Source organism: Saccharopolyspora sp. NPDC002686 (genome assembly GCF_040295745.1).
GTDB lineage: Bacteria > Actinomycetota > Actinomycetes > Mycobacteriales > Pseudonocardiaceae > Saccharopolyspora > Saccharopolyspora oryzae.
This window is the reverse complement of sequence record NZ_JBEOVY010000096.1, coordinates 1-22,656: the sequence shown is the minus strand read 5'-3', so window position 1 is coordinate 22,656 and position 22,656 is coordinate 1. Positions and strand designations below refer to the sequence as shown.

Sequence of the window (22,656 nt, the reverse complement as noted above, 5' to 3'; positions counted from 1 at the left end):
GCAACGTGCTCGGCGGTTGACCTCGCCCGGCACGCAACCGGTGTCGGCGGCCAGCTGACAGAACGGCCCGGGAAGCTCCGACTTCCCGGGCCGTCCGCCCAGCGGGGTCCTTGTCATGCATTCATGCGAATGTCACTATGTATTTGTCGCAAGCAGCGAGGAGGAGGATCGATGGGGCACGGACACGGCCACGGGATCTCGCCCGCCCAGGCCACGAGCGCTTCTTCGAAGCACGTCCGGCGGCTGTGGCTCGCCGCCGGACTGGGCCTGGTCACCTTCGCCGCCCAGGTCGTCGTCGGCCTCTCCACCGGGTCGTTGGCGCTGCTGTCCGACTCCGCCCACGTGTTCACCGACGTGTCCGGCATCCTGATGGCGATCACCGCGATCGTGATCGCGCAGCGGGTGAGCGCTAGCGCCAACCGCACGTTCGGGATGTACCGCGCCGAGGTCTTCGCCGCGCTGTTCAACGCAGTCCTGCTGTTCGCGGTGGCCGGGTGGGTGCTCTACGAAGCCATCGACCGGTTCGAAGAACCACCTGAGGTCCCGGGCCTGCCGGTCGCCGTCGTCGCCGTCGTCGGCCTGGCGATGAACGTCGCCGCGCTCCTGCTGCTGCGCTCAGGAGCCGAGGAGAGCATCAACGTCCGCGGCGCCTACCTGGAAGTCCTGGCCGACATGCTCGGCTCCATCGGCGTGCTCGTCAGCGGCCTCGTGACGCTGCTGTTCGGCTGGCGCTACGCGGACCCGATCATCGGTGTGGCCATCGGCCTGTTCGTGCTGCCGAGGGCCTTCAACCTCGGCAAGGGCGCCTTGCGCATCCTCCTGCAGCACGCGCCGGAACGGATCGACGTCACCGGGATGACCGCCGACCTCGGCGCCTTGGCCGGCGTGCAGGAAGCCCACGACCTGCACGTCTGGACACTCACCTCCGGCATGGAAGTCGCTTCAGCACACCTGAAGATCCAGCGCGACGCCGACCCCTCAGCAGTCCTGGTGGCCGCGCAGCGCCTGCTGTCCGAGAAGTACGAGCTGGAGCACGCGACGCTGCAGATCGAGACAGCCGACGCGGCCCGCCGGTGCAACCAGCTCAGCTGGTGAGCGCGCGATCAGGAACGGCAGTCGCCAGCCCAGGAGTGCAAGTCCGGAGTGGACAGTGCGTAGGTGAGGAACGTGGTGGTCCCGGAAGCCAGCAGGAATCCGCCGATCGCCCCGGATTCCAGCCAGCTCCCCCCAGACCGCGCCGTTCGTCCGACGCGTGCTCGACCACGAAGGTGGACGCTCGCCGCAGCTCCGGAGTCACCTGGGCGTGCGTGCTCGCGGTGGTGGGCATGCGATCGCCCCCGTGAGGTCGAGGAGCTCGGCGGCGCCGTGGGTCAGGGCCCGCGCTCCATCCCGGTCGACGACGAAGGTCTGGCTCAACCCGACGCAGGCGCGGCCGAAGCGGCGGAACGAACCGGGGATGTGGAACACCATGCCCTCGCGCAGCGGCTCGTGGTTGCTCGCGGTGATGTGGAAGGGCATCCCGTCCATCCAGTGCGGCTTGTGCGCGAGTCCGACCGGATAGCCGAACAGCTGGTGGAACACGACGTCGTCGGGTAGCGGGCCGAGCGCCGCGCTGGCTTCTGCGGCGACACGCGAACACGGAACTCCGGGGCGCGCGTGTTCGAGCACCGCCGCTACCGAAGTGCGGGCCAGCTCGGCGAGCAGCTGGTCCTCCGGTGCGAGGCGACCGCGGAGGACGGTGCGCATCACCGGAGCGTGGTAGCGGTGGTGCGTCCCGGCGAACTCCAAGAACGTCGGACCGTCGGCCAGCGGATGTCCCAGCCAGCTCGAGTGCGGGATGCCCGCCCTGTTCCCGGTGACCACCACCGGCCCCCACGCCGACACCGAGTCGGCCGACTCGACCAGCGCGGCTGCGACCGCAGCCGCGACCGAGGATTCCGTCGCATCAGCACGGCCCGCCTCGGCGACTGCGGCGCGAACGCCGGCTTCGGTCACCGAAGCGGCCTGCTCGACACACCTGATCTCGGCGGGCGAGAGCACCAGCCTTTCGCGTTCGACCAGGTGGTCCGCGTCCACCACGACGGCGCCGCGCTCGGCCAGCATCCCGAGCACCGATGGAGGCGTGGAGGTGTGCGCGGTCTCGACAGCGACCCGTGCAGTGCTGGGCAAGGCGGCGACGACGTGGTCGAGCACGCTGCGCAGGCCCTGCAGCGCGTCGGTGTAGCGGCTGAAGCGCAGCTGGTCGACGCGGGAGCTGGCGATCGCCCGCCCGAGCTCGAGGTCCGGCACGTACAGCGCGGTCGCGGTGTCGGTGACCACCAAGGGCTGAGGTGCGGTCTCGGCGGTGTGGTACCCGCACAGGTACTCGACGCTGGACGGCCGGAACACGATCATCCCGTCCACGCCCAGCCGAGCCATCCGCCCTCGGACTCGTTCCAGGCGCGCGTCGTACTCGGCGTCGTCGAACGGGCGGGGTTCAGCCGCACCGACGCGATCGATCGCCTCCGAGGTCAGCCACGGCGGCACCGCTGCCCCGTCCAGGCCGCTGAGAGCGCTCGGCCGTGCCGGATGCCGCTGATCGTCCATCGTCGCTCCCTCGCATCGGGTGAGGGAAGTTTCCGCGACGGATTTCGTGCACGTCTATTTGGGAAAACTGCATCGATTGCTTTAGCATCCCTTAATGGAGCTGTCGTTGCGACGCCTGCGGATCCTGCACGAGTTCGCCCGACGCGGCACCATCACCGACGCCGCCGCCGCGTTGCACTACACGCCTTCCGCTGTCTCCCAACAACTTTCAGCACTGCAGCGCGAAATCGGCCAAGTCCTGCTGGAGCCTGCGGGAAGACGTTTGCAGCTCACCGATCTCGGGCACACGCTGGCCGAGCACGCGGCCGAGATCCTGGCCGCCGAGCAGCGGGCCCGGGTAGCGCTGGAGCAGCAGCAGGAAGTGCTCATCGGCAAGCTGCAGGTCGGGGTGCTCGCCACGATCGCGGCCTCGCTCGTGCCACCGGCCATGGCGATCCTCGCGCGCCGCCACCCGCAGATCTCCGTGCGCACGCGCGAAGTCCGGCCGGAGGACGCGCTGATGTCCGTCCGCGACGGGGACCTCGACCTGGCGTTCGTGCTCGACTACCCGGACGCGCCGATGTCGTGGGAGCTGAGCCTGGAGTCCACCGTCATCGGCGTCGAACAGCACCACCTGATCGCGCCCAGCGGCTGGTTGCCCGACGAGCCGGTGGACCTCGCGGAACTCGCCGGGTACGACTGGGTCGTCTCGGGCGGGGACACCGACTTCGGCCGCGCGCTGATGACCGTGTGCCGGCTCGCGGGCTTCGAACCCCGCATCGCCCACCAGGTCGACGAGCAGGCCACCGCGATGGCGATGGTCGCCGGACAGCTCGGCATCACCCTGGTCGGCGACCTCGGTCTCGCGCTCCGACCGCAAGGCGCGGAGGTCCGCACGCTCCGCCAACCCGTGCTGCGCCGAGTGGTGCTGGTCCGCCGCCAGGCCATCCACCACCGCCCGTCGGAGTCGGCGTTCGTGCACTGCGTCCTCGACGCCAGCCAATCCCTCGGACTCAGCCTCGACGCCCCCGGGTGATCACCTCGACGACGTCGGCGGGGCTGGGACGCGCGTCGTTCTCCTCGGCGGCGGCCCGGCCCCATGGGAAGGCCGTGCGCCAGCCCGCCGTGACGAGGCCTTTCGATGCCCGCGATCACCCGGTCCTGGTCATGCAATTCCGCGCGGTGCCGTGCATCAGACATGCCTCTCGTCGGCGGAGGAGTGCGAACTCTCCGCTTTCGCGAGCTCCTTGGTCAGCGAAACGCCGATCCGGTCCGCGAGCTTGCCGGCGAAGATCGCCACGAGCACCCCGACGATCACCCACGCGATCGCGACGAACACCGGCGACAGGCCGGCGGCGTCCTTCACGCTGTAGCCGATCACGACGAGGATGAAGGCGCCCCCGAGAGCGGGCAGGGCGAGTTCTGGAACTCGTACGGAGATCTGTCCCTTGCGCCAGGCCGCGAAGACCGCCACTTCGACCAGCAGGTAGACGAACAGCAGGCAGGTGGCACCGACTACGGCGAAGTAGAAGTACGCGTCGATGGCTGCGTCACCGGTGCCCATCACCGGCCACCCGGTCAGCCAGGTGGCCACGTTGACGACTGCGCCAATCGCCGCCGCGGCGAGGACGGCGTTGCGGGGGATGCGGTGCGTCGGGTCGATCTCGGCGAACTGGCGCGGTCCGAAACCGTCTCGGGCGAGGGCCATCGCGAGGCGCGCCGACGCCATCACGGCGGACAGGTTCGAGGCGAACGCCGAGAGAACCGCGGTGACGAGCACCATGAGCGCGAACCAGTGGGCGATGTAAGTCTCGCTGAGATCGCCGAGCGTGTTGCCGGAGCTCTGGAAGGCGGCGAGCCCGGCGGCGTCGGTACCGAAGCCGATCGTCTGGGCGAACATGACCACGACGAAGAGCACACCGGTGAGGAGGACGCAGCCGAACAGCGCACGCGGGATGTTGCGCAGGGGGTTGTCGGTTTCTTCGCCCAACGCGGCGCACGCCTCGAAACCAGCCCAGGACAGGAACGCCGCCACAACGGCCGCGAGCACCGCGCCCACACCGATGCGGTCGGGCGTGAAGGTCGTGAAATCGACACCGGTCGACTCCGCCCCGCCCTTGCTCAAGATGACCACGACGAGCACCAGCATGGCGGCGATGCCCAGGCCCTCGATCGCCAGCAGCGCCCGGCTCACCGTGGACGTGTCGCGCGTGTTCAGGTAGCCGGTCATGAGGAGGCAGGCGGTGGCCGCCAGGCCGTAGCCGACGCTGGTGCTGGCTCCGAACACGGAACTGAGCAGCGCATTCAGGAACGCTCCGAATACGGCGGCCGTGCAGACCGTGAAGAACAGGTAGGTGCCGAGCAGGGCGAAGCCCGCCGTGAATCCGGCGCGAGGCCCGAGCGTCGCGCCGACCAGCGCGTAGGCGCTCCCGGCGTGGTTGTAGCGCTGCGTGAGCCGGATGAAGCCGTACGCGACCAGCGCGACACCTATGAAGCCCAGGAGGAACACCAGGGGCACGGCCTTCCCGACCGTGGCGATGATGCCCTGGCCATTGCCGGACACGGCAAGGGTCGGCCCCATGAGGCCGAGGGAGAGCGCCAGCGCCTCCCAGAGCTTGAGCTTCCGTTTGATCACCACGTGCCTCGTCCTCATCAGTCGGAATGGGCGTGCTGGGAGGGAGTTGGGCTGCGAACTCTCGAAGACGTCGTCACGGCTAGAGGTGAGCCCGCGCCTCTCCGCATCGCGCGCTTCAGGGGCCGGCAGACGGCGTTTCACCGCCTGCCCGCCATCTCGTCGTGGCTTGGTTCCTACTCCCCGGTCACCACTGCGCGGAACTGGCCGAGCATCCAGGCGAGGTCTGCTTCCTCGATGGTCAGCGGCGGCGAGAGGCGGACCGTGGAACCGTGGGTGTCCTTCGCCAGGACACCTCGCGCCGCCAGCTCCTCGCAGGCCTCGCGACCCGTCATCAGCTCGGGGTCGATATCGACTCCGGCCCAGAGGCCGCGGACCCGCACCTCGCTGGCGCCCTTGCCGACCAGCTCCTGGAGTTCCGAGTTCAAGCGCTCGCCGAGGGTCCGGGCCCGGTTCTGGTACTCCCCCGTTTCCAGCAGCCCGACGACGGCGTGGCCAACAGCGGCCGCGAGCGGGTTGCCGCCGAACGTCGAGCCGTGATTGCCCGGCTGGATGACGTCGAGCACGTCGTGGTCGGCGATCACGGCCGAGACCGGGACGATGCCACCGCCCAGCGCCTTGCCGAGCACGTACATGTCGGGCACGACGTCCTCGTGGTCGCACGCGAACGTGGTGCCGGTGCGGCCCAGCCCGGACTGGATCTCGTCGGCGATGAACAGGACGCCGGACCTGGTGCACAGCTCCCTGACCTGGCGCAGGTAGCCGGCGGGCGGCAGCCTCACACCGGCCTCGCCTTGGATCGGCTCGATCAGCACCGCAGCCGTGTGCTCGTCGATCGCGGCTTCCAGGGCAGCGATGTCGCCGTGCGGGACGGCGCGGAATCCGGGGGTGAACGGACCGAATCCGTCCCTCGCGGTCGCATCGTTGGAGAACCCGACGATCGTGGTGGTCCGCCCGTGGAAGTTGTCCTCGGCGACGACGATGTTGGCCCGGTCGGCGGGAATGCCCTTGACCTCGTAGCCCCACTTGCGGGCCACCTTGAGCGCGGTCTCCACGGCTTCGGCACCGGTGTTCATCGGCAGCACGAGATCCTTGCCCGCCAGCGCGGCGAGGTCCCGGCAGAACGGGCTGAGCCGGTCGTTGTGGAACGCCCGGCTGGTCAGGGTCACCCGCTCCAGCTGTTCACGCGCGGCGGCCAGGAGCGCCGGATGCCCGTGGCCGAAGTTGAGCGCGGAATAGCCGGCCAGGCAGTCGAGGTAGCGGTTGCCTTCGACATCGGTCATCCACACGCCGCTCGCCTCCGCGATGACGACGGGCAGCGGGTTGTAGTTGCACGCGACGTTGGGTTCAGCCGGGGTCATCGTTTCCGGGGCAGTCATGCGAGAAGTCCTTCTTCGGGGTGTTCGTCAGCCGATGAGCCGCTCGGCTGCGCCGAGATAGCCTGCGAGCATCGCGCCCGCGACGCGGGCCAGATCCTCGTCGCTGGGCAGGAAGTCGCCGCTGTGCAGCGGTTTGTCGGTCTCGGTGCCGACGAACAGCATCAGGGAGGGGATCAGCTCGCCGTAGTAGGCGAAGTCGTCGGCGCCGACGGAGCGCAACGTGCTGGAGATCTGGAAGTCCTGGTCGACCAGGTGCTGAGCGGTCCGGCTGGTCAGTTCGGGGTCGTTCTCGAGCACCGGCTCACCTCGGGTGAAGACGACCTTCGCCTCGCAGCCGTGAGCGCGGGCGACGCTCTCCGCCGTTCCGGCGACCCGGTCGTGGAGCAGTTCCCGCGTGGGCTTCGACAACGTGCGAATCGTGCCGGAGGCACGAGCGACACCCGGGACCACGTTGGCGGCGCTGCCGGCCTGGAGCGAGGAAACGCCGACGACTGCAGGAGCCATCGGGTCGACCGCTCTGCTCACCACGCTCTGCAGTGCGACCACGATCTGCGACAGCGCGAGCACCGGATCCCGCGTGAGGTGCGGGTAGGCCGCGTGGCCGGACTCCCCGATCACCACGATCTCGAACTCGTCGGAGGACGCGTTGACCCCACCCGGAACGCAGGCCACCACGCCCGGTTCCAGCACCGGCTGCACGTGGGCGCCGATCATGGCGCGGCAGTCCTGCGCTATCAGCACGCCGCTGTCGACGATGTCCAGCGCGCCGGAGGGATACGTCTCCTCCCGCGGCTGAAGCACCACCAGCAGCGGGGCAGGTCCTCCCACCCGATCCACTGCTCGGGCGAGCGCCGTCACCGCGGCCAGGTGCACGTCGTGACCGCAGGCGTGCATCACGCCGGGCCTCGCCGAGGCCCACGTGGCGCCGGTCGTCTCCTCCGTGGCGAGCGCGTCCAGTTCACCGCGCACACCAACGGCCGGTCCAGAACCGCCGATGCGCAGGACCGCGCCGGTCTGCGCGGTGGGCACCGCCGAGTCACCGCCCGGCAGCGCTGCCAGCACCACGTCGCGGGTGGCGGTCTCCGATCCTGAGAGGTCGGGGTTGGCGTGGAGCTCGCGCCGCAGCTCGCTCGCAGTTCGGAGTTCCTCGGCGAGCGCTGCTCGAAGTCGATCGCGTTCAGTCATCGCTCAATCCGTAGACGCGGGCAGCATTGCCGCGGCCGATCAGGGTGGCCACCCGGAGGGCGTCTTCCAGCGACCATTCGCCTTCCTCGACCCAGGGCCGCATCGCCAGCTCCATGCCCCGGCGCCAGAGCACCGCACCGAGGTGGTGCAGCTCGGGCGGGCCCCAGGCGTCCGACGAGTAGAGGATCTTGGCGAACGGCGCCAGTTCCAGGCTTTCGGCGACAACGGTGGCCGAACGCGCCCCCGTGTAGTTGATCCCCAGTCCGACGTCGAAGTAGACGTGGGGGAAGACCTGGGCCAGGTAGCCGGCGTTGCGGTGGAACGGGTAGCAGTGCAGCAGCAGCACGTCCGAACCCGAACCCTCGATCGCCTTGAGCCAGCGCGTGAGCAGCAGCGGGTCGCAGCGGTGCAGTTCGACGTCGGGGTCGCCGTAGCCCGCGTGCAGTTGCAGCGGGAGCCCGGTGGCCACGCCCTCCCGCAGCAGCATTCGCAGCAGCACCACGTCATCGACCCTGGGCGGTGCTCCGGAGTCGATCGACCGCAGCCACTCCCCCGCTGCGCGCAGCACGTCCGCGTCGGTCGGCGGTTCGGGGTCGAAGTCGAAGCCGTACCGGTACGCCACAATGCTTTTCAGCCCGACGGCGGACCGGGCGCGCCGCGCCAGCTCGTCCCGGAATGCCGCGACGAGCCCTTCTGCGGTGCAGCCCGGCGCCACCGATTCGAGCACGGACTCCAGGCGGACCACCTCGTCCACCTGCCCGTCGACAAGCTGGCCGAGCTCGTCCGGCGACAGGATCTGCTCGCCGCGGTATCCGGTCTCGATCAGCCAGTGCCGAGTTCCGCTGGCCGACAGCAAGCGGCGGGTGAGCTCATCAGGATCCAGTTCGGATCGAGCGGCCCAGTAGTCCTCGGCGCTCGCCCGTTCCGGCAGGCCGAGCAGGGGCGCGCAGTGCCTGCGGATCGCGAAACCGATCTGCGAGTCGAACTGCGTCATCCACGACGGCACCGGCCGGTCCGACTCGGTGATGAGCGATTCGAACTCGGTGCGGGACACGCGGTCGCGCAGCGGACCGTGGACGTGGTGGTCGATCAGCGGGATGTCGGCCAGGCGGGCTTGCAGCTCAGTACGCATCGGCGACCTTCCGGCACACGTCGACCGGGTCGAGTCCTTCGACGGCGCGGAGTTCGGCGCGCTTCACGTCGAGGTGGGTGCGCAGCAGCTCCGGTGCGAACCAGTCGCGCACGACGGTGTCCTTCTCCAGCTCGTCGAGCGCTTCGGACAAGTTGGCCGGCAACGAGAGGATTTCGTCGAACTGCTGGTCCGCCATGTCCTCCGGCCACACCTCCGGCGGTTGGTCACCACTGGCCAGTCCCGCCAGCCCCGCCCTGATCAGGGAGCCGAGCACGAGCCACGGGTTCGCCGTCGCGTCGGCGGCCCGGTACTCGAGGTTCAGCTGCCGCTCGGGATCGCCGCCCCCAACCGCGCTGGTCGGGCAGATCCGCACGAGCGCTTCCCGGTTGCGCTCGGCCAGGAAGATCCCGCCGACGCTCCAGCGGTGCGGCTGCAATCGGAGGAACGAGGACGGGCTGGGTGCGGTGATGGCGGTCAGCGCCCTGGCGTGGGCGAGGATGCCACCCGCGAAGCGCGCCCCGAGGTCGGCGAGCCGACCTGGGCGCTGCTCGTCGAACAGCACCGGCCGACCGGTGGCGGCGTCCACCAAGGACAGATGCACGTGGACACCGTTACCGCCCCCGTTCGGGGTCTGCAACGGCGCGAAGGTCACGCGGCGGCCGTGCCGACGTGCGAGATCGCGGACGATCTCCTTCAGCAGCACGGCCCGGTCCGCGGCCACCAGCGCCGAGGTGGGCGCGAGCGTGATCTCGAACTGGTCCTCGCCGTACTCGGGCAACCAGGTCTCCGGTTCCAGACCGGTCCGGGCCAGGAGCTCGACGAGATCGGATCCGAACGGCTCGGCGCCCCGGTAGCGCGCGAACGAGAACGGTGCCGTGCCCTCGCTGCCGTCCAGCATGAACTCGTGCTCGAACGAGGCGACGACCTCCAGCCCGAACCGCTCGCGCAGATCGGCGAGCGCGTTGCGGGCGAACGTGCGCGGATCGCAGTCCCACGGTTCGCCGTCGGGCAGGGTCTGGTCGGCGAGGAAGAGGCGCACTTGCGGGTGGCCATCGGTCTCCGGGAGCACGACCCCGGCTCCGGCGTCCGGCATCAGGCGCAGGTCACCGGTCGAGCCGAACGCGTTCTCCTCCGCGATCCCGCCGAAGCAGGTCAGCGCCAAGTTGGCGGGCACCCAGCCGACACCGCGGCGCAGGACCTCGTCGAGGTCCCGTTCCGGAACGCCCCGGCCACGGGTCAACCCCGCCAGATCGCAGGTCGCGACGAAGACAGTCGAATCCATGGATGCGCCTCACCGATCTCGGGTCAACAACGCCGAAAAAGTAACGCCCGTTAGATAGCTAGTCAATTCTCATTCGGCCGTAACAGAATATTCAGGGCGACTTCCCGGCGTCGCCGGACCGGGACAGCGCTTCGATCTCGCTCAACCGGCTTTGAACAGCATCCCCGCGCCGCTCGGCCACGGCGGCGACCACCGCCTCCACCACTGCCATCGCGGGAACCAAGGAGTCGAACGGGCTCGGCGCCTCCACCCTGGAAGGCAGCACGACCTCGGCCGCCTGCGCCGCCGGCGACATCCACGGATCGGTGAACAGGACGACGCGCGCGCCGCGAGCGGCGGCCTCCCGCGCGAAATCCGCCAGGGCCGGGTCGTACCGGCGGTAGTCGAACACGACCAGGACATCGCGCTGCCCGAAGTCCAGCAGCGTGGTGGCCTGCGAGAGCTCATCGGGCGGAATCACCCGCACCGCGGGCCGCAGCATCGCCAGGTGACTCGCCAGGTACTCCGCCAGCACGCGGCTGAACCGGCCACCGCGCAAGTGGATCCGCATGTCCGGAGCGCTGAGCAGATCGGCAGCGCGGTCGAACTCGGCCTCCGGCAACGTGTCGAACGACCAGGACAGCACGTCGATGTAGTGCCGGGCCACCGCGGTGGCGTTCCGCCTGCGCTCCTCGGTGCCCGAGACCTCCGCGATCTGCCGCAAGGGCGAGCTCAGCTGCTGGTCGACCTCGTGGATCAGGGCCTTCTGGAACGCGGGGTAGCTGTCGAAGCCCAGCCGCGCGGTGAAGCGCAGCACCGTCGGCGCACTGACGTGCGCCCGCGCGGCGAACTGCGCGACGGTTTCCAGACCTGCCGCGGGGTACGCCGCGAGCAACGCGCGTGCGACCTTCAGCTCGCTGCGGCTGAATCCGGCCAGCTCGGCGCGGGTGCGCTCCGCGACGGTCGCCGCGAACTCCGCGCCCCCCGGGCTGCTCACCTCAGCACGATCACCTTGTCCAGGCACTCGCACCCCTCCCTCTCGAACCTCGCGTTGCCACCGATCATTGTCCCGCCCCGCAGAGCCGACCGGGCGTCGATCCAGTCCGCGACCACACCCCTGATCTCACACGCATTACCAACTTCGGTGTTGACCGCAAAGTTGTAATGCTCATAATATCCGAAGCCTGCGGCGCGTGTGACCGCCCTCACCCGGGGACTCGGACGCAACAGCTGGTCCGCCGCAGGCTCATCCAGCGCTGGCGCGGAGACACCGCAAGCAGCTCGCCCCGCCGCCGAGCGGAAATCCGCCGGTCGGCCACCACCCCGACAGATGCACGCAGCGCCGCTCGCAGAGACGGAAGAGGAACATGGACACAGCCAGCGCCGTGAAGATGGTGACCGCGCAGATCGAACGGGACCGCAGCTACCCGGTCGAGCTGACGCAGGAGCTCGTGCGGATCCCGACCGTGAACCCGAAGTTCGAGGTCGGCGAAGGCCTCAACCGCGAGACGGACGCCCAACGCCTGGTGGCCGAGCACCTCGCAGCAGCCGGTCTGACCACCGAGCAGCACGAAGTCTTCCCGGACCGGCCCAACGTGCGCGGTCACCGCGACGGCTCGGACGAGCGCAGCCTCGTCCTCAACGGGCACATGGACGTCGTCCCCGTCGGCGACCGCAGCACCTGGTCCGTCGATCCGTTCGGGGCCGAGATCCACGGCGGTCGGCTCTACGGGCGCGGCGGCTACGACATGAAGGCCGGAATCGCGGCCGCGATCGCCGCCGCGAAGGCGATCCACGATTGCGGGATCGAGCTGGCCGGCCGGTTCGAGGTGCACAGCGTCGTGGACGAGGAGGCCGGCGGGTTCGGCAGCAAGGACCTCGTCACCCGCGCCCGCGCGGCGTCCGCGGTCATCGTCGGCGAGCCGACCGAGGAACAGGTCATGCTCTGCCAGGGCGGACTGGAGTGGGTGCGGGTCACCCTCCGCGGCCGCAACGCGCACACCGGGTGGCGGTACAACGACATCTACCCGCAGCGCGATTCCGCGGACCGCACCCGCCCCGGCGTCAACGCGGCCGAACTGGCCGCACGCCTGATCACCGCCGTCGGGCAGCTCGAACGCGACTGGGCCCGCGGCAAACCGGCGCACCCGCTCCTGCCGCCCGGGGTCAACACCATCAGCCCGAGCGTCGTCCAGGTCGGTTCGGGACTCGGCCCGGACGGCCTGCCCGCCACGATGACGAATCCGGCCATCACGCCGGACGTCGCCGTCCTCGACTTCGACCTGAAGTACCTGCCCACCGAAACGTCGGCACAGGTCCGAGCCGAGTTCGAGGACTTCATCGGGCACTGGGCGGCGCAGGACCCGTGGCTGCGCGAGCACCCGCCGACCGTGCAGTGGGAGCTCGGCGACCTGCACTTCCCGGCGTTCGACACCTCGCCGGACTTCCCCGTCGTCGACAGCATCCGGCGGCAACGGGCGGCGCTGGGCAAGACGACCGAGATCACCGGGTTCGTGGCGGTGTGCGATGGCGCGTTCTACCGCCCCACCGGCGCGACGCCGCTGATCTACGGCGCGCTGGGCGCGGATGCGCACGGACCCGACGAGTGGGTCGACGTCAACTCGATCGTCGACACGGCAAAGGTTTTCGCCGCCGCGGCGATCGAGCACTGCGGCCTGCGCCCGACGACCCGGTAGCACTTCCGACGTCCATCCTCAATGGAGTGATCAGATCCGCGCCCGTCCTCCGGGACGCACGCGGACAGGAATCCCCGGCACCGCCGCCCCAGCGGAACCTGCTGCGCGCCGACCACGCCGTCGGCGCGCAACTCCGGAACGAAACGCGAGTCAAGCCATGAGCAACTCCCAGGACGACGGCGTCCCGGCCCAGCGCTACCGCCAGCCGAAGGGCGTCGAGCAGTACGGCGTCGAGGCGATACCCGACGAGGAGAAGACCGTCCGCTGGTGGGACGTGTCCTTCATGATCATCAACTTCCTGATCAACCCGGGCATGATCCTGGTCGCCGGCGGTGCGGTCGCCGCCGGGCTGTCCTTCTGGGCCGCCGTCGCCACGGTGCTCGCCGGGATCGTCGTCGCCTTCGGCGCCTACTCGATCATGGCCACCGTCGGCGTCGACTACGGGCTGCCGGGCCAGGTCGGCACCCGCATCACCTTCGGCATGCGCGGCGCGCAGTGGATCCCGTCCGCCCTTCACGTGATCAGCTCGGTGTACTGGTTCGCGTTCCAGACGGTCGCCGGCGCCCTCGGGATCATCGCCGTGCTGCGCGCGTTGACCGGGCACACGCTGAACTTCGCGCTCGTCAGCGTGGTCTTCGCGATCGTGCAGGCCGCCGTCGCACTCGTCGGCTACGGCTCGGTGAAGGTGCTGGCCAGGATCGCCTTCCCCACCAAGATCGTGCTGACGGTCGTCTTCATCACCGTGCTGATGACGCACGACGACCCGAACTACGCACCAGGCGCGGTGCTCGGCCTCGACCTGCACATCCCTTGGGAGTGGTCGGTCATCGCGTTGTGGCTCAACAGCGTCGTCTCGGCCTGGCTGTCGATGATCACCAACGCCAGCGATTTCTGCCGCTACTCCCGCAGCCGGGTCGACATGTGGCTGGGCACCATGGCCGCAGCGGTTCTCGGCGCGCTGATCACCGCGTTCGTCGGCTGCTACGCCGCGGTGGCCTCCGGCGGCAACGACAACGCATTCGACGTCATCGCCCGCATCACCGAAAACCCCCTGCTGCTCGGCCTGGTGCTGCTCTACATCGTGCTGGACAACTGGACGATCAACGTCCTCAACCTCTACACCGCGGGACTCGCCCTGGTGAACATGGTTCGACGGCTCGGGCGGTTCTGGGCGACGCTCGGGCTTTCGCTGATCGGCATCGCGCTGTCGCTGCTGCCCGAACTGGTCAACGGGTTCACCGGTTTCATGACGGTGATGGGCAATCTGTTCGCCCCGGTCGCCGGCGTGCTGATCGCCGACTACCTGTTCTGCAAGCGCAGGGCGATCGACGTCTCCGAGCTGTTCGCGAAGAACGGCCGCTACTGGTACTGGTCCGGTTTCAACTGGCTGGCCGTCGGCTGGACCACCGCCGGATTCCTGGTGTACTTGGCGCTGCCGGACGCCGCGGTGCCGTCGATCACCTGCCTGGTGGGTGTTGGCGCCGGCTACCTGATCACCGCCTCGCTGCTGGCCGAGCGGTTGCCGCACCTGCGCGCCGCCAACGCGCCCGTTCCCACCCCGCACGACGTCGATCAACCGGCGCCTGCCCGGTCCTGACCAGTTGCCGGGGCCGCGATCGGGTTCGCCCTGTCGCTCGTGGTCTCCCAGCCCGCCGCCGTCAACGCGCTGATCGATGCGGCCCTCGATGCCGGGGCGACAGCGTCAAGCCCGCCTCGAAGTCGTTGTGGGGCTATGGCGGGGTCGTGCAGGCCCCGGACGGGTTCTCCTGGGAGAGCACGTCGGTTCCCGCCGGACGCTGAGCCGGCGGATTCCCCTTACCCCACCTGCGATTTCTCGCAAACTCGTCCACCGGAGTGATCAAGTGGCGTAACGTGGTCCGCTCCGCAAGCGGGAGCGGTTCGCGAATGCGAGGTGTTGGGGGATGGCTGCTCCGGGGAGGTTGACCGACAGCGCCTCGTTGGCCCGGCGGTTGTTGTGGAACCGCGGAGTCGGGGAAACCGCCGGCCCGCAGCCGGTCGTGGTGCTGCTCGGCCCCACCGGATCCGGCAAGACCGAGGCGCTGAACTCGATCTCGCGGGACTGCGGCAGCGGCGTCGTGCACAACCAGCCGCTGGACTTCGCCCAGGACGAACCGAAGACGGTCGAGGCGCTGGCCCAGATCGCCTTCGGCCTGTCCCGCCGCTGGCCCTCCCGCAAGCCGCCGCGGTTCACCCGCTTCGCGCTGGGCCTGATCGCCGTGCAGGCGACGTTGCCGAACGACCGCGAGCAGGCCAGGGACAAGCTCAACCGGGCCATCAAGGAGTTCGCCAAGAGCCCCACCGCGGAACGGACCGCCGAGATCGTCCAAACGCTGTCCGACGCCGCCGAACCGCTGCTCGATCCGCTGCTGGCGACGACCGCCAACCTCCTGCCCACGCTGATCCGCTACGCGGGGCGCCGACCGCTGGCCAACGCCAAGCGCTGGCACGCCGGGTTCCCCGAAGCCGAGGGCGCCGACCCGCTGGACGCCCTGATCCAGCTCAGCATCCGGGGCCGCGCCGATTCGGCGGAGATGACCAGCTGGCTCACCGCCGCGTTCCTGGCGGACGTGCGGGCGAGCCACGAGGTGATGGCCAAGCCCGAGCCCAAGAGCCCGTGCGAGTGCGTGAACCCCGCCGACCAGGACCACTACCACAACTGGATCGTCCTGCTGGACAACGTCGACCACGGCGCCGGGTTCCAGTTCCTGGAGGACATCACCGCGGCCCGCGAGCGGCACCTGGGGCAGCGCGAGGAGCACGATCCGCTGCTGATCATCGCCACCAGCGGGCGTTGGCACCCGGAGTGGGAGTCCGACTGGCACCCGCCGTGGAAGTCGCTCGAGAACAAGCCCGAGGACGTGTCGGTGGTGTCGCGCTGCACGAACGTCGGGCACTGGCGCACCAATCCGGCGGAGGTCCGGCCGACCGCGAGCTACCTGCCGGTGCTGCTGGAGCCGCTGAAGATCGAGGAGACCGCCCGGATCCTCGGCACCAGCGTCCGCTCCCCCGCTGCCAGGCTCGCCCAGCGCGCCAGCGGCGGCTTGCCGCGGGCCGTGCACACCGTCCAGAACCTGCTCGACGGCCGCCCGCTCGACCAAGCCCGGCGGGACGCGCTGTGGCCCGACGATCCCGCCGACGCGGACTCGTTCCGGGAACGCCTCGAAGACCTGCGGCTGTCGCACCACCTGCTGGACGTCGACCTCGAGGAGTTCGTCACCGCCGCGGCGTGGGCGACCGCGCCGTGGCTGGTGCCCGCGGAGTCGACCAGCCTGGTGTCGCAGCCGAAGATCGGGCGCATCCTCACCGAACTGCGCACCGGGTTGTGGGTGATCGCGCCGGAACGCCGCGGCGGCACCGAGGACCACACCGTGCTGCACCCGTGGATCGCGCGGACCCTGCTGTCCGCGCTGGCCGCGCGCGACGGCGAACCGTCGTACGAGACGCAGTTCCGGGCGATGCTCGAGGACACCACCGTGCAGCGGGATCCGGAGCGGAAGGCGTACTGCCTGCTGGCCCTGGGCGAGTTCGCCGAAGTCGTGACCATGCTCGAGGAGCGGTTCGACCGTATTCCGCACCAGGACTGGGTGGACCTGCTCACGCTGGTCTCCGGCGCGCCGGACAACAAGCCGCTGCAGCACGACCACGACGCGCTCTACCAGGCCCTGGTCCGCGAGGACCAGCGCGGCAAGCCCGACGACCGGTCGACGGTGCGCAATGTGCTGGCCCGCCTGGTCGCCGCGGCCTGGCTGCTGGCCAATCCGCTGGCCGGTCCGGACGACGAGCGCAAGAAGCTGGTGGCGCAGTGCTTCCGCGAGCTCGCGCCGCTGTCCCGGCGTTCCGACGTCGCCGCCCTCTACGAAGCCGCCCGGCAAACCGAGCGGCTGTTCTGAGCACACCGACCGATTGGACCTGGCGATGCCCTCATCACCCCAGTCGACACCCGCTCCGGTGCGCCCCTGGCCGTGGTGGCGCCGCCACAAGATCGTCTCGGCGCTGCTGGTGGTCGTGGTGGTGGCCGGCGGTCTGGCGTGGTGGCGTCCGTGGGAGCGCTGCGGTGCGGGCATGTCGAGCGCCGAGGACCAGTGCGTCGGGCTGAACCTGGACATGACCCCGTTCAGCTCCGATCCGACGATGAACGCCCTGCAGCAGCGGATCGCCCAGCACAACTCCGAGATCACCGGCGAGGACTTCATCACCGTCGTGGTGCTCAACAACATGACGCCCGACCCGGGCTCGGACAGCGCGGCGCTGCTGAACGTGCAGCACGGCGTCATGGGCGCGATCGCCGCGCAGGCCCGGGTGAACACCACGTCGGTCGTGGGTTCGCAGCGGCCTCCGGTGAAGCTGCTGCTGGCCAACTACGGGGCGAACGCGCGCTGGCAGTCCGAAGCGGTGCAGGCGATCCTCGACCACCGCGACGAGCAGCACATCGTGGCGGTGGTCGGTCTCGGGCAGAGCCTGGACGGCACGCGCACGGCCGCCAGCACGCTGTCGGCGAACAAGGTCGCCGTGATCAGCGCGCTCGCCAGCGCGGACAACATGAACCGGGACCCGGTCAGCAACGACTTCATCGAGCGCTTCTACCGGATCGCGCCGACCAACGTCGACGCCGCGAACGCGGCCGTGTCGCACCTGCGCGAGGTCAACGCCCAGAAGGTGATGCTGGTCCGCGACAACAGCAGCAGCGACATCTACTCGCGCACCCTCGGCGATTCGTTCGAGCAGGCCTACCGCGCGGGCTACGGGCACGACGTGCCCAGCGAGCAGATCTTCACCTCGCCGTCCGAACCGCTGGAGGGCGTCACCCGCGACACCTTCCTGCAGCCGCAGTTCGCCAACGTCTACGGGCGGATGTGCCTGGAGAAGCCGGACCTGATCTACTTCGCCGGCCGCGGCTCCGACCTCAAGGCCTTCCTCCGCGCCGTGGGCGGGGGCGGGGCCTGCAGCCTGCCCGAGGTCGACCTGCTGACCAGCGACGACGCGTCCAGCCTGCTGGGCGGGCAGTTGCCGGACATGCCGGCCACCAAGGTCAACGTCTTCTACACGAGCGTGGCGACCGCCGACATGTGGAAGAACACCGACCAGACCGACAACCGGGCGAACTACCAGGCCTTCGCGAACGCCTTCGCGTCCCAGGACCTCGACGACGACCTGCGGGACGGTTACGCGATGGCGCACCACGACGCGCTGCTGCTCGCGGTGGGCGCGGCGAGGCTGGTCTCGAACGTGCAGAAGAACAACAAGGTGGTGGCCGAGCTGATCAACAACACCTACGCCTGCGGCCACCCGCTGCCCGGCGCCACCGGCAAGATCGCGTTCAGCCCGGACAGCCACGGCGACCCGATCGACAAGGCGCTGCCGATCATGCAGCTGAAGCCCGACGGCAGCATCGAGCAGAAGGGCCTGACGTGGACCAACGGCCGGCCGTTCGACGAGTTCTGCCGCTGACACGTCCAGGTCCATTCGATCGTAGGTACTCGGCTAACTCGAAGGGGTGGACTGTCCGGTAGTTGTTTGGTATATGCCATCAACTCGCTTACCGTGAAGGCGCGCGAGTGACGTTCGCGACCGGGCTGCGGCGCTCGACCGGTGTTCCCGTCGGCCGAGCGCCGCAGCTGTGCGAAACGGGCGTTACGGCACGACCGCGGGTTCCCGCTGCAGGTGCTCAGCGATCAGCCCACCGATGACCGCCATGGGTTCGGCCTGCGTGATCGCGTCGTGGGTGCACTCGACGTCGTGGGAGATCACCGCACCCGTGATCCGCGAGTTCCACGCCTCGCCGTGGGCCAGCTCGTCGGCCGCCGCAGCGCGGAAGTACAGCACGTCCCCGTGGAAAAGGGACTCGGCGTAGGTCGGCAGCAGCGCGGCGGAGTTGAGCAGGACGGTGGTCAGCGCCGTGATCTGCTCCTCCCCCAGCGCCGGGTGGTCCTGGGCGCCTGACGGCAGTCCCGCCGCCTCGAGCAGCAGCGACCGGACGTCCTCCCGCCCGAACTCGACTCGGTGCACCTGCGGGTCGACCGGCCGCGAATCGAGCAGGGCCAGCAGGGCGACCCGCTCGCCGTCGGCCTGCAAGCGGGCGGCGATGGCGTGCGCCAACGCGCCGCCGAGCGACCAGCCCAGCAGGTGGTACGGCCCGGTCGGCTGCACCGAGCGGATCTGGCGCACGTAGCCGTCGACCATCTCGCGGAACGTCGACGGCAGCTCCTCGGCCCGGGTCAACCCGATCGACTGCAGCCCGTAGACCGGCACGTCCTCCGGCAGGTGGCGCGGCAGCCCGGCGTAGCACCAGCTCAGACCGCCCATCGGGTGCACGCAGAACAGCGGTGGTCGAGTGCCGCTGGTGCGCAGCGGGAGGACCGGCTCGAAGGCGTTCGACGACGTCTCCCGGTCCAGCAGCTCGACCATTTCGGCCACCGTCGGAGCCTCGTACACCGCGCCGAGGAGAACCTCGGTGTTCAGGTCGGTGCGGAGCCTCGTGACCAATTCGGCGGCTCGCAGCGATTGGCCGCCCAGCTCGAAGAAGTCGTCGTCGATGGTGACTTCCTCGACGCCGAGCACCTCGGCGAACAGCGCGCACAGCTGCTCCTCGCGCTGAGTGCGAGGAGCGCGACCGGCGCGGGCTTCTGGTGCGGGGAGGGCGGAGTGGTCGAGCTTGCCGTGCACCGTCAGCGGGAGCTCGGGGAGCAGGACGAACGACGACGGAACCATCGAGGTGGGCAGGCGTTTCGCCGTCCAGGAGCGGAGTTCCACCGCATCGACCGGTTCTGCCCGCGGCACCACGTAAGCGACCAGCTCGGGCTCCGCGGAAGTCGTCGCCGCCACCGCTGCCTCGGCCACCCGGGGATGCGCGGTGAGCGCCGCCTCGATCTCGCCGGGCTCGATGCGGACGCCGCGGATCTTGAGCTGGTCGTCGGTGCGACCGAGGTACTCGAGCATGCCGTCCTCGGTCCACCGGACCAGGTCGCCGGTGCGGTACATGCGCGCGCCCGGCCGCCCGAACGGATCGGGCAGGAAGTGCTGCGCGGTCAGCTCTTCCCGGTTCAGGTACTCGCGGGCGACCTGAGCACCGCCCAGGTACAGCTCGCCGGGCACGCCTGGCGGCTGGGGCTGCATCGCGGCGTCGAGCACGTAGGCGCGGACGTTGTGGCCCGGACGGCCGATGAGCGGCCGGTCGCCTTCGACGCGGCAGTACACCGAGTCCACTGTGGATTCCGTTGGGCCGTAGTAGTTCCAGGCCTCGATCCCCGGGCAGTCGCGCAGCGTCGACCACAGCGCCGGGTCGATCGGTTCGCCGCCGACCATGAGCAGCCACGGGAACTTCTCCGGCCCCGACAGCAATCCCTCGGGCAGCAGGCGGCGCAGGAAGGACGGGGTCAGGTCGACGAAGTCGATGCGGTGCTGGGCGAAGTACCGCACGAGCGCGGCTGGGTCGAGCCGCACCTGGTCGTCGATGAAGTGGACCTCCTGGCCGGCGGCGAGGAAAAGCACGCTCTCCCAAGCGGTGTCGAAGGAGAACGACGCGGTGACCGCGGCTCGCAGCCGCCGTCCGGCAGGTTCGATCAGCTCGCGCCGGTGGTCGTGGAAGAGGTTGGCGAGCTGGCGGTGCTCGACGACCACGCCCTTCGGCCCGCCGGTCGAACCCGAGGTGAAGCTGATGTAGGCCGCGTGCTCCGGCCGGTGGGTGCCGACCGGATCGGTGCCGGGCTGCTCAGCACCGACCTCGTCGAGCACCAGGAGCGGGTGCTCGGACGGCAGCGTCGCGCCGATCGCCGAGGTGGTGAGCACGTGGCTCGGCCGGGTTTCCGCGAGCAGCGCCTGGATCCGGGCCGGTGGATGGCCGGGGTCGAGCGGTACGCAGGTCGCACCTGCCTTGAGCACCGCCATCACCGCGATCAGGTAGTCAGCGGTGCGCGGAAGGGCCAGCGCGATGCGCGTTTCCGGACCGGCGCCGCGTTCGATCAGCAAGTGCGCCAATCGGTTCGCGCGGGTGTTGAGCTCGACGGCGGACAGCCTCGTCTCGCCGCAGACCAGCGCAGTGGCATCGGGTTCCGCCCGGACCTGGGCTTCGAACAGCTCCGGCACCGTCGCTTCCGGAGTGTCGTGCTCGGTGTCGTTCCACCTGTCGAGGACCAGTTCCCGCTCGTCCTCGGAGAGCAGGTCGATCGCCCCCACCTGCTGCTCCGGATCGGCGTTCGCCAGCACGTGCAGCAGCTGGAGGAAGCGGCGCAGGTGCGCCGCCGTGGTCGGGCCGTCGTACTTGTCCGGGTCCGAGTTGAAGTCGATCCGCAGCGATCCGTCGGCGGGCCGGTCGTAGACGTTGACGCCGAGACCGGTGACCGGACCGTTCGAGAGGTTGCGCAGCACGGCCGGATGACGCCCGAACTGGAGCTGCGCGTCGTGGGTCATGATGTTCATGCCCCAGTCGCCGAGGTAGCCGCCGCGGTGGTGGGCGATCCCCAGATCGCGCACGAGGTGCGCCGAGGAGTAGCGCTGGTGGCGCAGCAGGCCCTTCGCGCTGTTCGAGGTGGTGCGGATCAGTTCGGCCACCGTCGTCGACGGCGTCATCCAGGTGCGCAGCGGCAGCACGTTGGTCACCATCGACGGCACGCTGCGGGCGAAGCTGCCCGACCGGCCGTTCACCGTCAGGTCCAGCACGACCTCGTCGGTTCCGGCCAGCCGGTGCACGTACAGCGCCAGCGCGGACATCGCGACCGACGGCAGGCTGGTGCGCGCCTTCCGGGCCAGCGCCCGCAGCCCCGCGGTGTCCTCCGGGGTGACGCGACCGGTCTCGCGCAGGAAGGTGTGCGGCACGACGGACGCCGGAGAGCTGGAGCGGTCCGCCTTGGGCCAGTCCACCAGGTGTTCGGCCCAGTACTGCCGATCGCGGACGTACCGCTCCGATTCGTCGTACTCCGCCTCGTCGGAGATGAGCTGCGCCAGCGAACCGAACTGGCACGGCGGGAACGGCTGCCCCTCCTCGGCCGCCCGGTAGAGCTCGGCGACGCGCTGGATGAACAGCGCGAAGCCGAACCCGTCCATGAGGATGTGGTGCATCGCGACGTAGACGGTGAACCGCTCCTGCCCGGTCCGCAGCACGGCGAACGAGAACAGCGGTGATCTCCGCAGGTCCACCGGTGAGCCGAGCTCGGCCCACATCCACTCCTCGGCGGCCGCCTCCGGATCGGCGGCGCCGCGCAGATCCACCTGCGGCAGCGACCAGTCCAGCACCGGTTCGATCGTCTGCCACATCCGGCCGCGCCCGTCACCGTCGAACCGGGCGCGCACCGCATCGGTCTCCGCCACCGCCTGCCGCAACGCGACTTCGAGCAGCTCGACGTCCAGCGGACCGTCGATCTCCACCGCTTCCGCGGCGCGGTACAGGGGGTTGGTCGGATCGAGTTCCTGGGCTAGCCCCACAGCCGTCTGGGCAGCTGTCAGCGCAAGCGTTCCGCGGTCGGTCTCCTTGGACATGGCACGCTGGGTACCACGCGAACAACAAGATCCAACTGAGTCGAACCCGGCACGTACGAGTGACGACTGCGTCACACCCCTGCGACCTCCGGTCATCGCCGCACAAACTTCCCATTCTGCCGGAACAATTCGGCGAGCAGCGGGCATGACGCGCCGAGCAGCCACCCGCGGAGGAGCGCCCGACGGGGCGCGGCCTTTTGCCTGATACCAGCCTCTTTCGGCCGCGGTGGGAAGATCCCGCAAAGCTGGGACCGACCTTGTTCACCCGTTCGGCCCACCAAGTTCAGCTTCCCCTTCTCTCACCTAGTTCATCC

14 protein-coding genes and 1 pseudogene are annotated in these 22,656 nt (G+C 69.8%); 7 read left to right on the top strand and 8 right to left on the bottom strand.

Going from position 1 to position 22,656, the window contains the following annotated elements; translation table 11 throughout:
* Window positions 1–171 precede the first annotated feature (171 nt).
* Window positions 172–1,095: a cation diffusion facilitator family transporter gene (locus ABTZ89_RS15360; protein ID WP_351044813.1), complete on the top strand. Its 924-nt coding sequence runs from the start codon at window positions 172–174 to the stop codon at window positions 1,093–1,095.
* A 198-nt stretch (window positions 1,096–1,293) separates the two neighbouring features.
* On the opposite strand, the gene ABTZ89_RS15355 is transcribed toward ABTZ89_RS15360, so the two are convergent.
* Entirely contained in the window at window positions 1,294–2,586 is a 1,293-nt protein-coding gene (locus ABTZ89_RS15355; protein WP_351044810.1) for a M24 family metallopeptidase, read from the bottom strand.
* A gap of 94 nt (window positions 2,587–2,680) precedes the next feature.
* Between ABTZ89_RS15355 and ABTZ89_RS15350 the strand changes: the two genes are divergently transcribed.
* Complete coding sequence (locus tag ABTZ89_RS15350; RefSeq protein WP_351044807.1) at window positions 2,681–3,601, top strand: LysR family transcriptional regulator; 921 nt, start codon at window positions 2,681–2,683, stop codon at window positions 3,599–3,601.
* 156 nt (window positions 3,602–3,757) lie between these two features.
* Here the strand turns inward: ABTZ89_RS15350 and ABTZ89_RS15345 are convergent, their stop codons facing one another.
* From ABTZ89_RS15345 to ABTZ89_RS15320, 6 genes are all read right to left on the bottom strand, one after another.
* Window positions 3,758–5,341 (bottom strand): APC family permease, encoded by a 1,584-nt coding sequence (locus ABTZ89_RS15345; protein WP_351044804.1) that lies wholly within the window; start codon window positions 5,339–5,341, stop codon window positions 3,758–3,760.
* A gap of 32 nt (window positions 5,342–5,373) precedes the next feature.
* Window positions 5,374–6,576 carry an ornithine--oxo-acid transaminase gene (gene rocD / locus ABTZ89_RS15340; RefSeq protein WP_270951933.1) on the bottom strand — a complete coding sequence of 401 codons (1,203 nt, stop codon included), beginning with the start codon at window positions 6,574–6,576 and terminating at the stop codon, window positions 5,374–5,376.
* A gap of 27 nt (window positions 6,577–6,603) precedes the next feature.
* Window positions 6,604–7,761, bottom strand: coding sequence for a M20 metallopeptidase family protein (locus ABTZ89_RS15335; RefSeq protein WP_351044800.1), 1,158 nt, complete (start codon window positions 7,759–7,761; stop codon window positions 6,604–6,606).
* Window positions 7,754–8,893, bottom strand: a complete 1,140-nt coding sequence (locus ABTZ89_RS15330) for an amidohydrolase family protein (RefSeq protein ID WP_351044797.1) — start codon at window positions 8,891–8,893, stop codon at window positions 7,754–7,756. Before ABTZ89_RS15330 ends, ABTZ89_RS15335 begins: the two co-directional genes overlap by 8 nt.
* Window positions 8,883–10,175 carry a glutamine synthetase family protein gene (locus tag ABTZ89_RS15325; RefSeq protein ID WP_351044794.1) on the bottom strand — a complete coding sequence of 431 codons (1,293 nt, stop codon included), beginning with the start codon at window positions 10,173–10,175 and terminating at the stop codon, window positions 8,883–8,885. Before ABTZ89_RS15325 ends, ABTZ89_RS15330 begins: the two co-directional genes overlap by 11 nt.
* Window positions 10,176–10,266: 91 nt before the next feature.
* Complete coding sequence (locus tag ABTZ89_RS15320) at window positions 10,267–11,151, bottom strand: MurR/RpiR family transcriptional regulator (protein WP_351044791.1); 885 nt, start codon at window positions 11,149–11,151, stop codon at window positions 10,267–10,269.
* Between the two features lie 370 nt (window positions 11,152–11,521).
* On the opposite strand from ABTZ89_RS15320, the gene ABTZ89_RS15315 reads away from it, so the two are divergent.
* From ABTZ89_RS15315 to ABTZ89_RS15295, 5 genes and pseudogenes are all read left to right on the top strand, one after another.
* The gene (locus ABTZ89_RS15315; protein WP_351044789.1) at window positions 11,522–12,850 is read left to right on the top strand and encodes an ArgE/DapE family deacylase; all 1,329 of its coding nucleotides are present in this window, start codon (window positions 11,522–11,524) and stop codon (window positions 12,848–12,850) included.
* Window positions 12,851–13,007: 157 nt separating this feature from the next.
* The gene (locus tag ABTZ89_RS15310; RefSeq protein WP_351044786.1) at window positions 13,008–14,447 is read left to right on the top strand and encodes a purine-cytosine permease family protein; all 1,440 of its coding nucleotides are present in this window, start codon (window positions 13,008–13,010) and stop codon (window positions 14,445–14,447) included.
* A gap of 21 nt (window positions 14,448–14,468) precedes the next feature.
* Window positions 14,469–14,623 (top strand): annotated as a pseudogene (locus ABTZ89_RS15305) (glyoxalase); the annotation flags it as partial.
* A 149-nt stretch (window positions 14,624–14,772) separates the two neighbouring features.
* Window positions 14,773–16,761 carry a hypothetical protein gene (locus tag ABTZ89_RS15300; RefSeq protein WP_351044783.1) on the top strand — a complete coding sequence of 663 codons (1,989 nt, stop codon included), beginning with the start codon at window positions 14,773–14,775 and terminating at the stop codon, window positions 16,759–16,761.
* A 25-nt stretch (window positions 16,762–16,786) separates the two neighbouring features.
* Entirely contained in the window at window positions 16,787–18,319 is a 1,533-nt protein-coding gene (locus ABTZ89_RS15295; RefSeq protein WP_351044780.1) for a type 1 periplasmic-binding domain-containing protein, read from the top strand.
* Between the two features lie 183 nt (window positions 18,320–18,502).
* Here the strand turns inward: ABTZ89_RS15295 and ABTZ89_RS15290 are convergent, their stop codons facing one another.
* The gene (locus ABTZ89_RS15290; RefSeq protein ID WP_351044778.1) at window positions 18,503–22,342 is read right to left on the bottom strand and encodes a non-ribosomal peptide synthetase; all 3,840 of its coding nucleotides are present in this window, start codon (window positions 22,340–22,342) and stop codon (window positions 18,503–18,505) included.
* Window positions 22,343–22,656 lie beyond the last annotated feature (314 nt).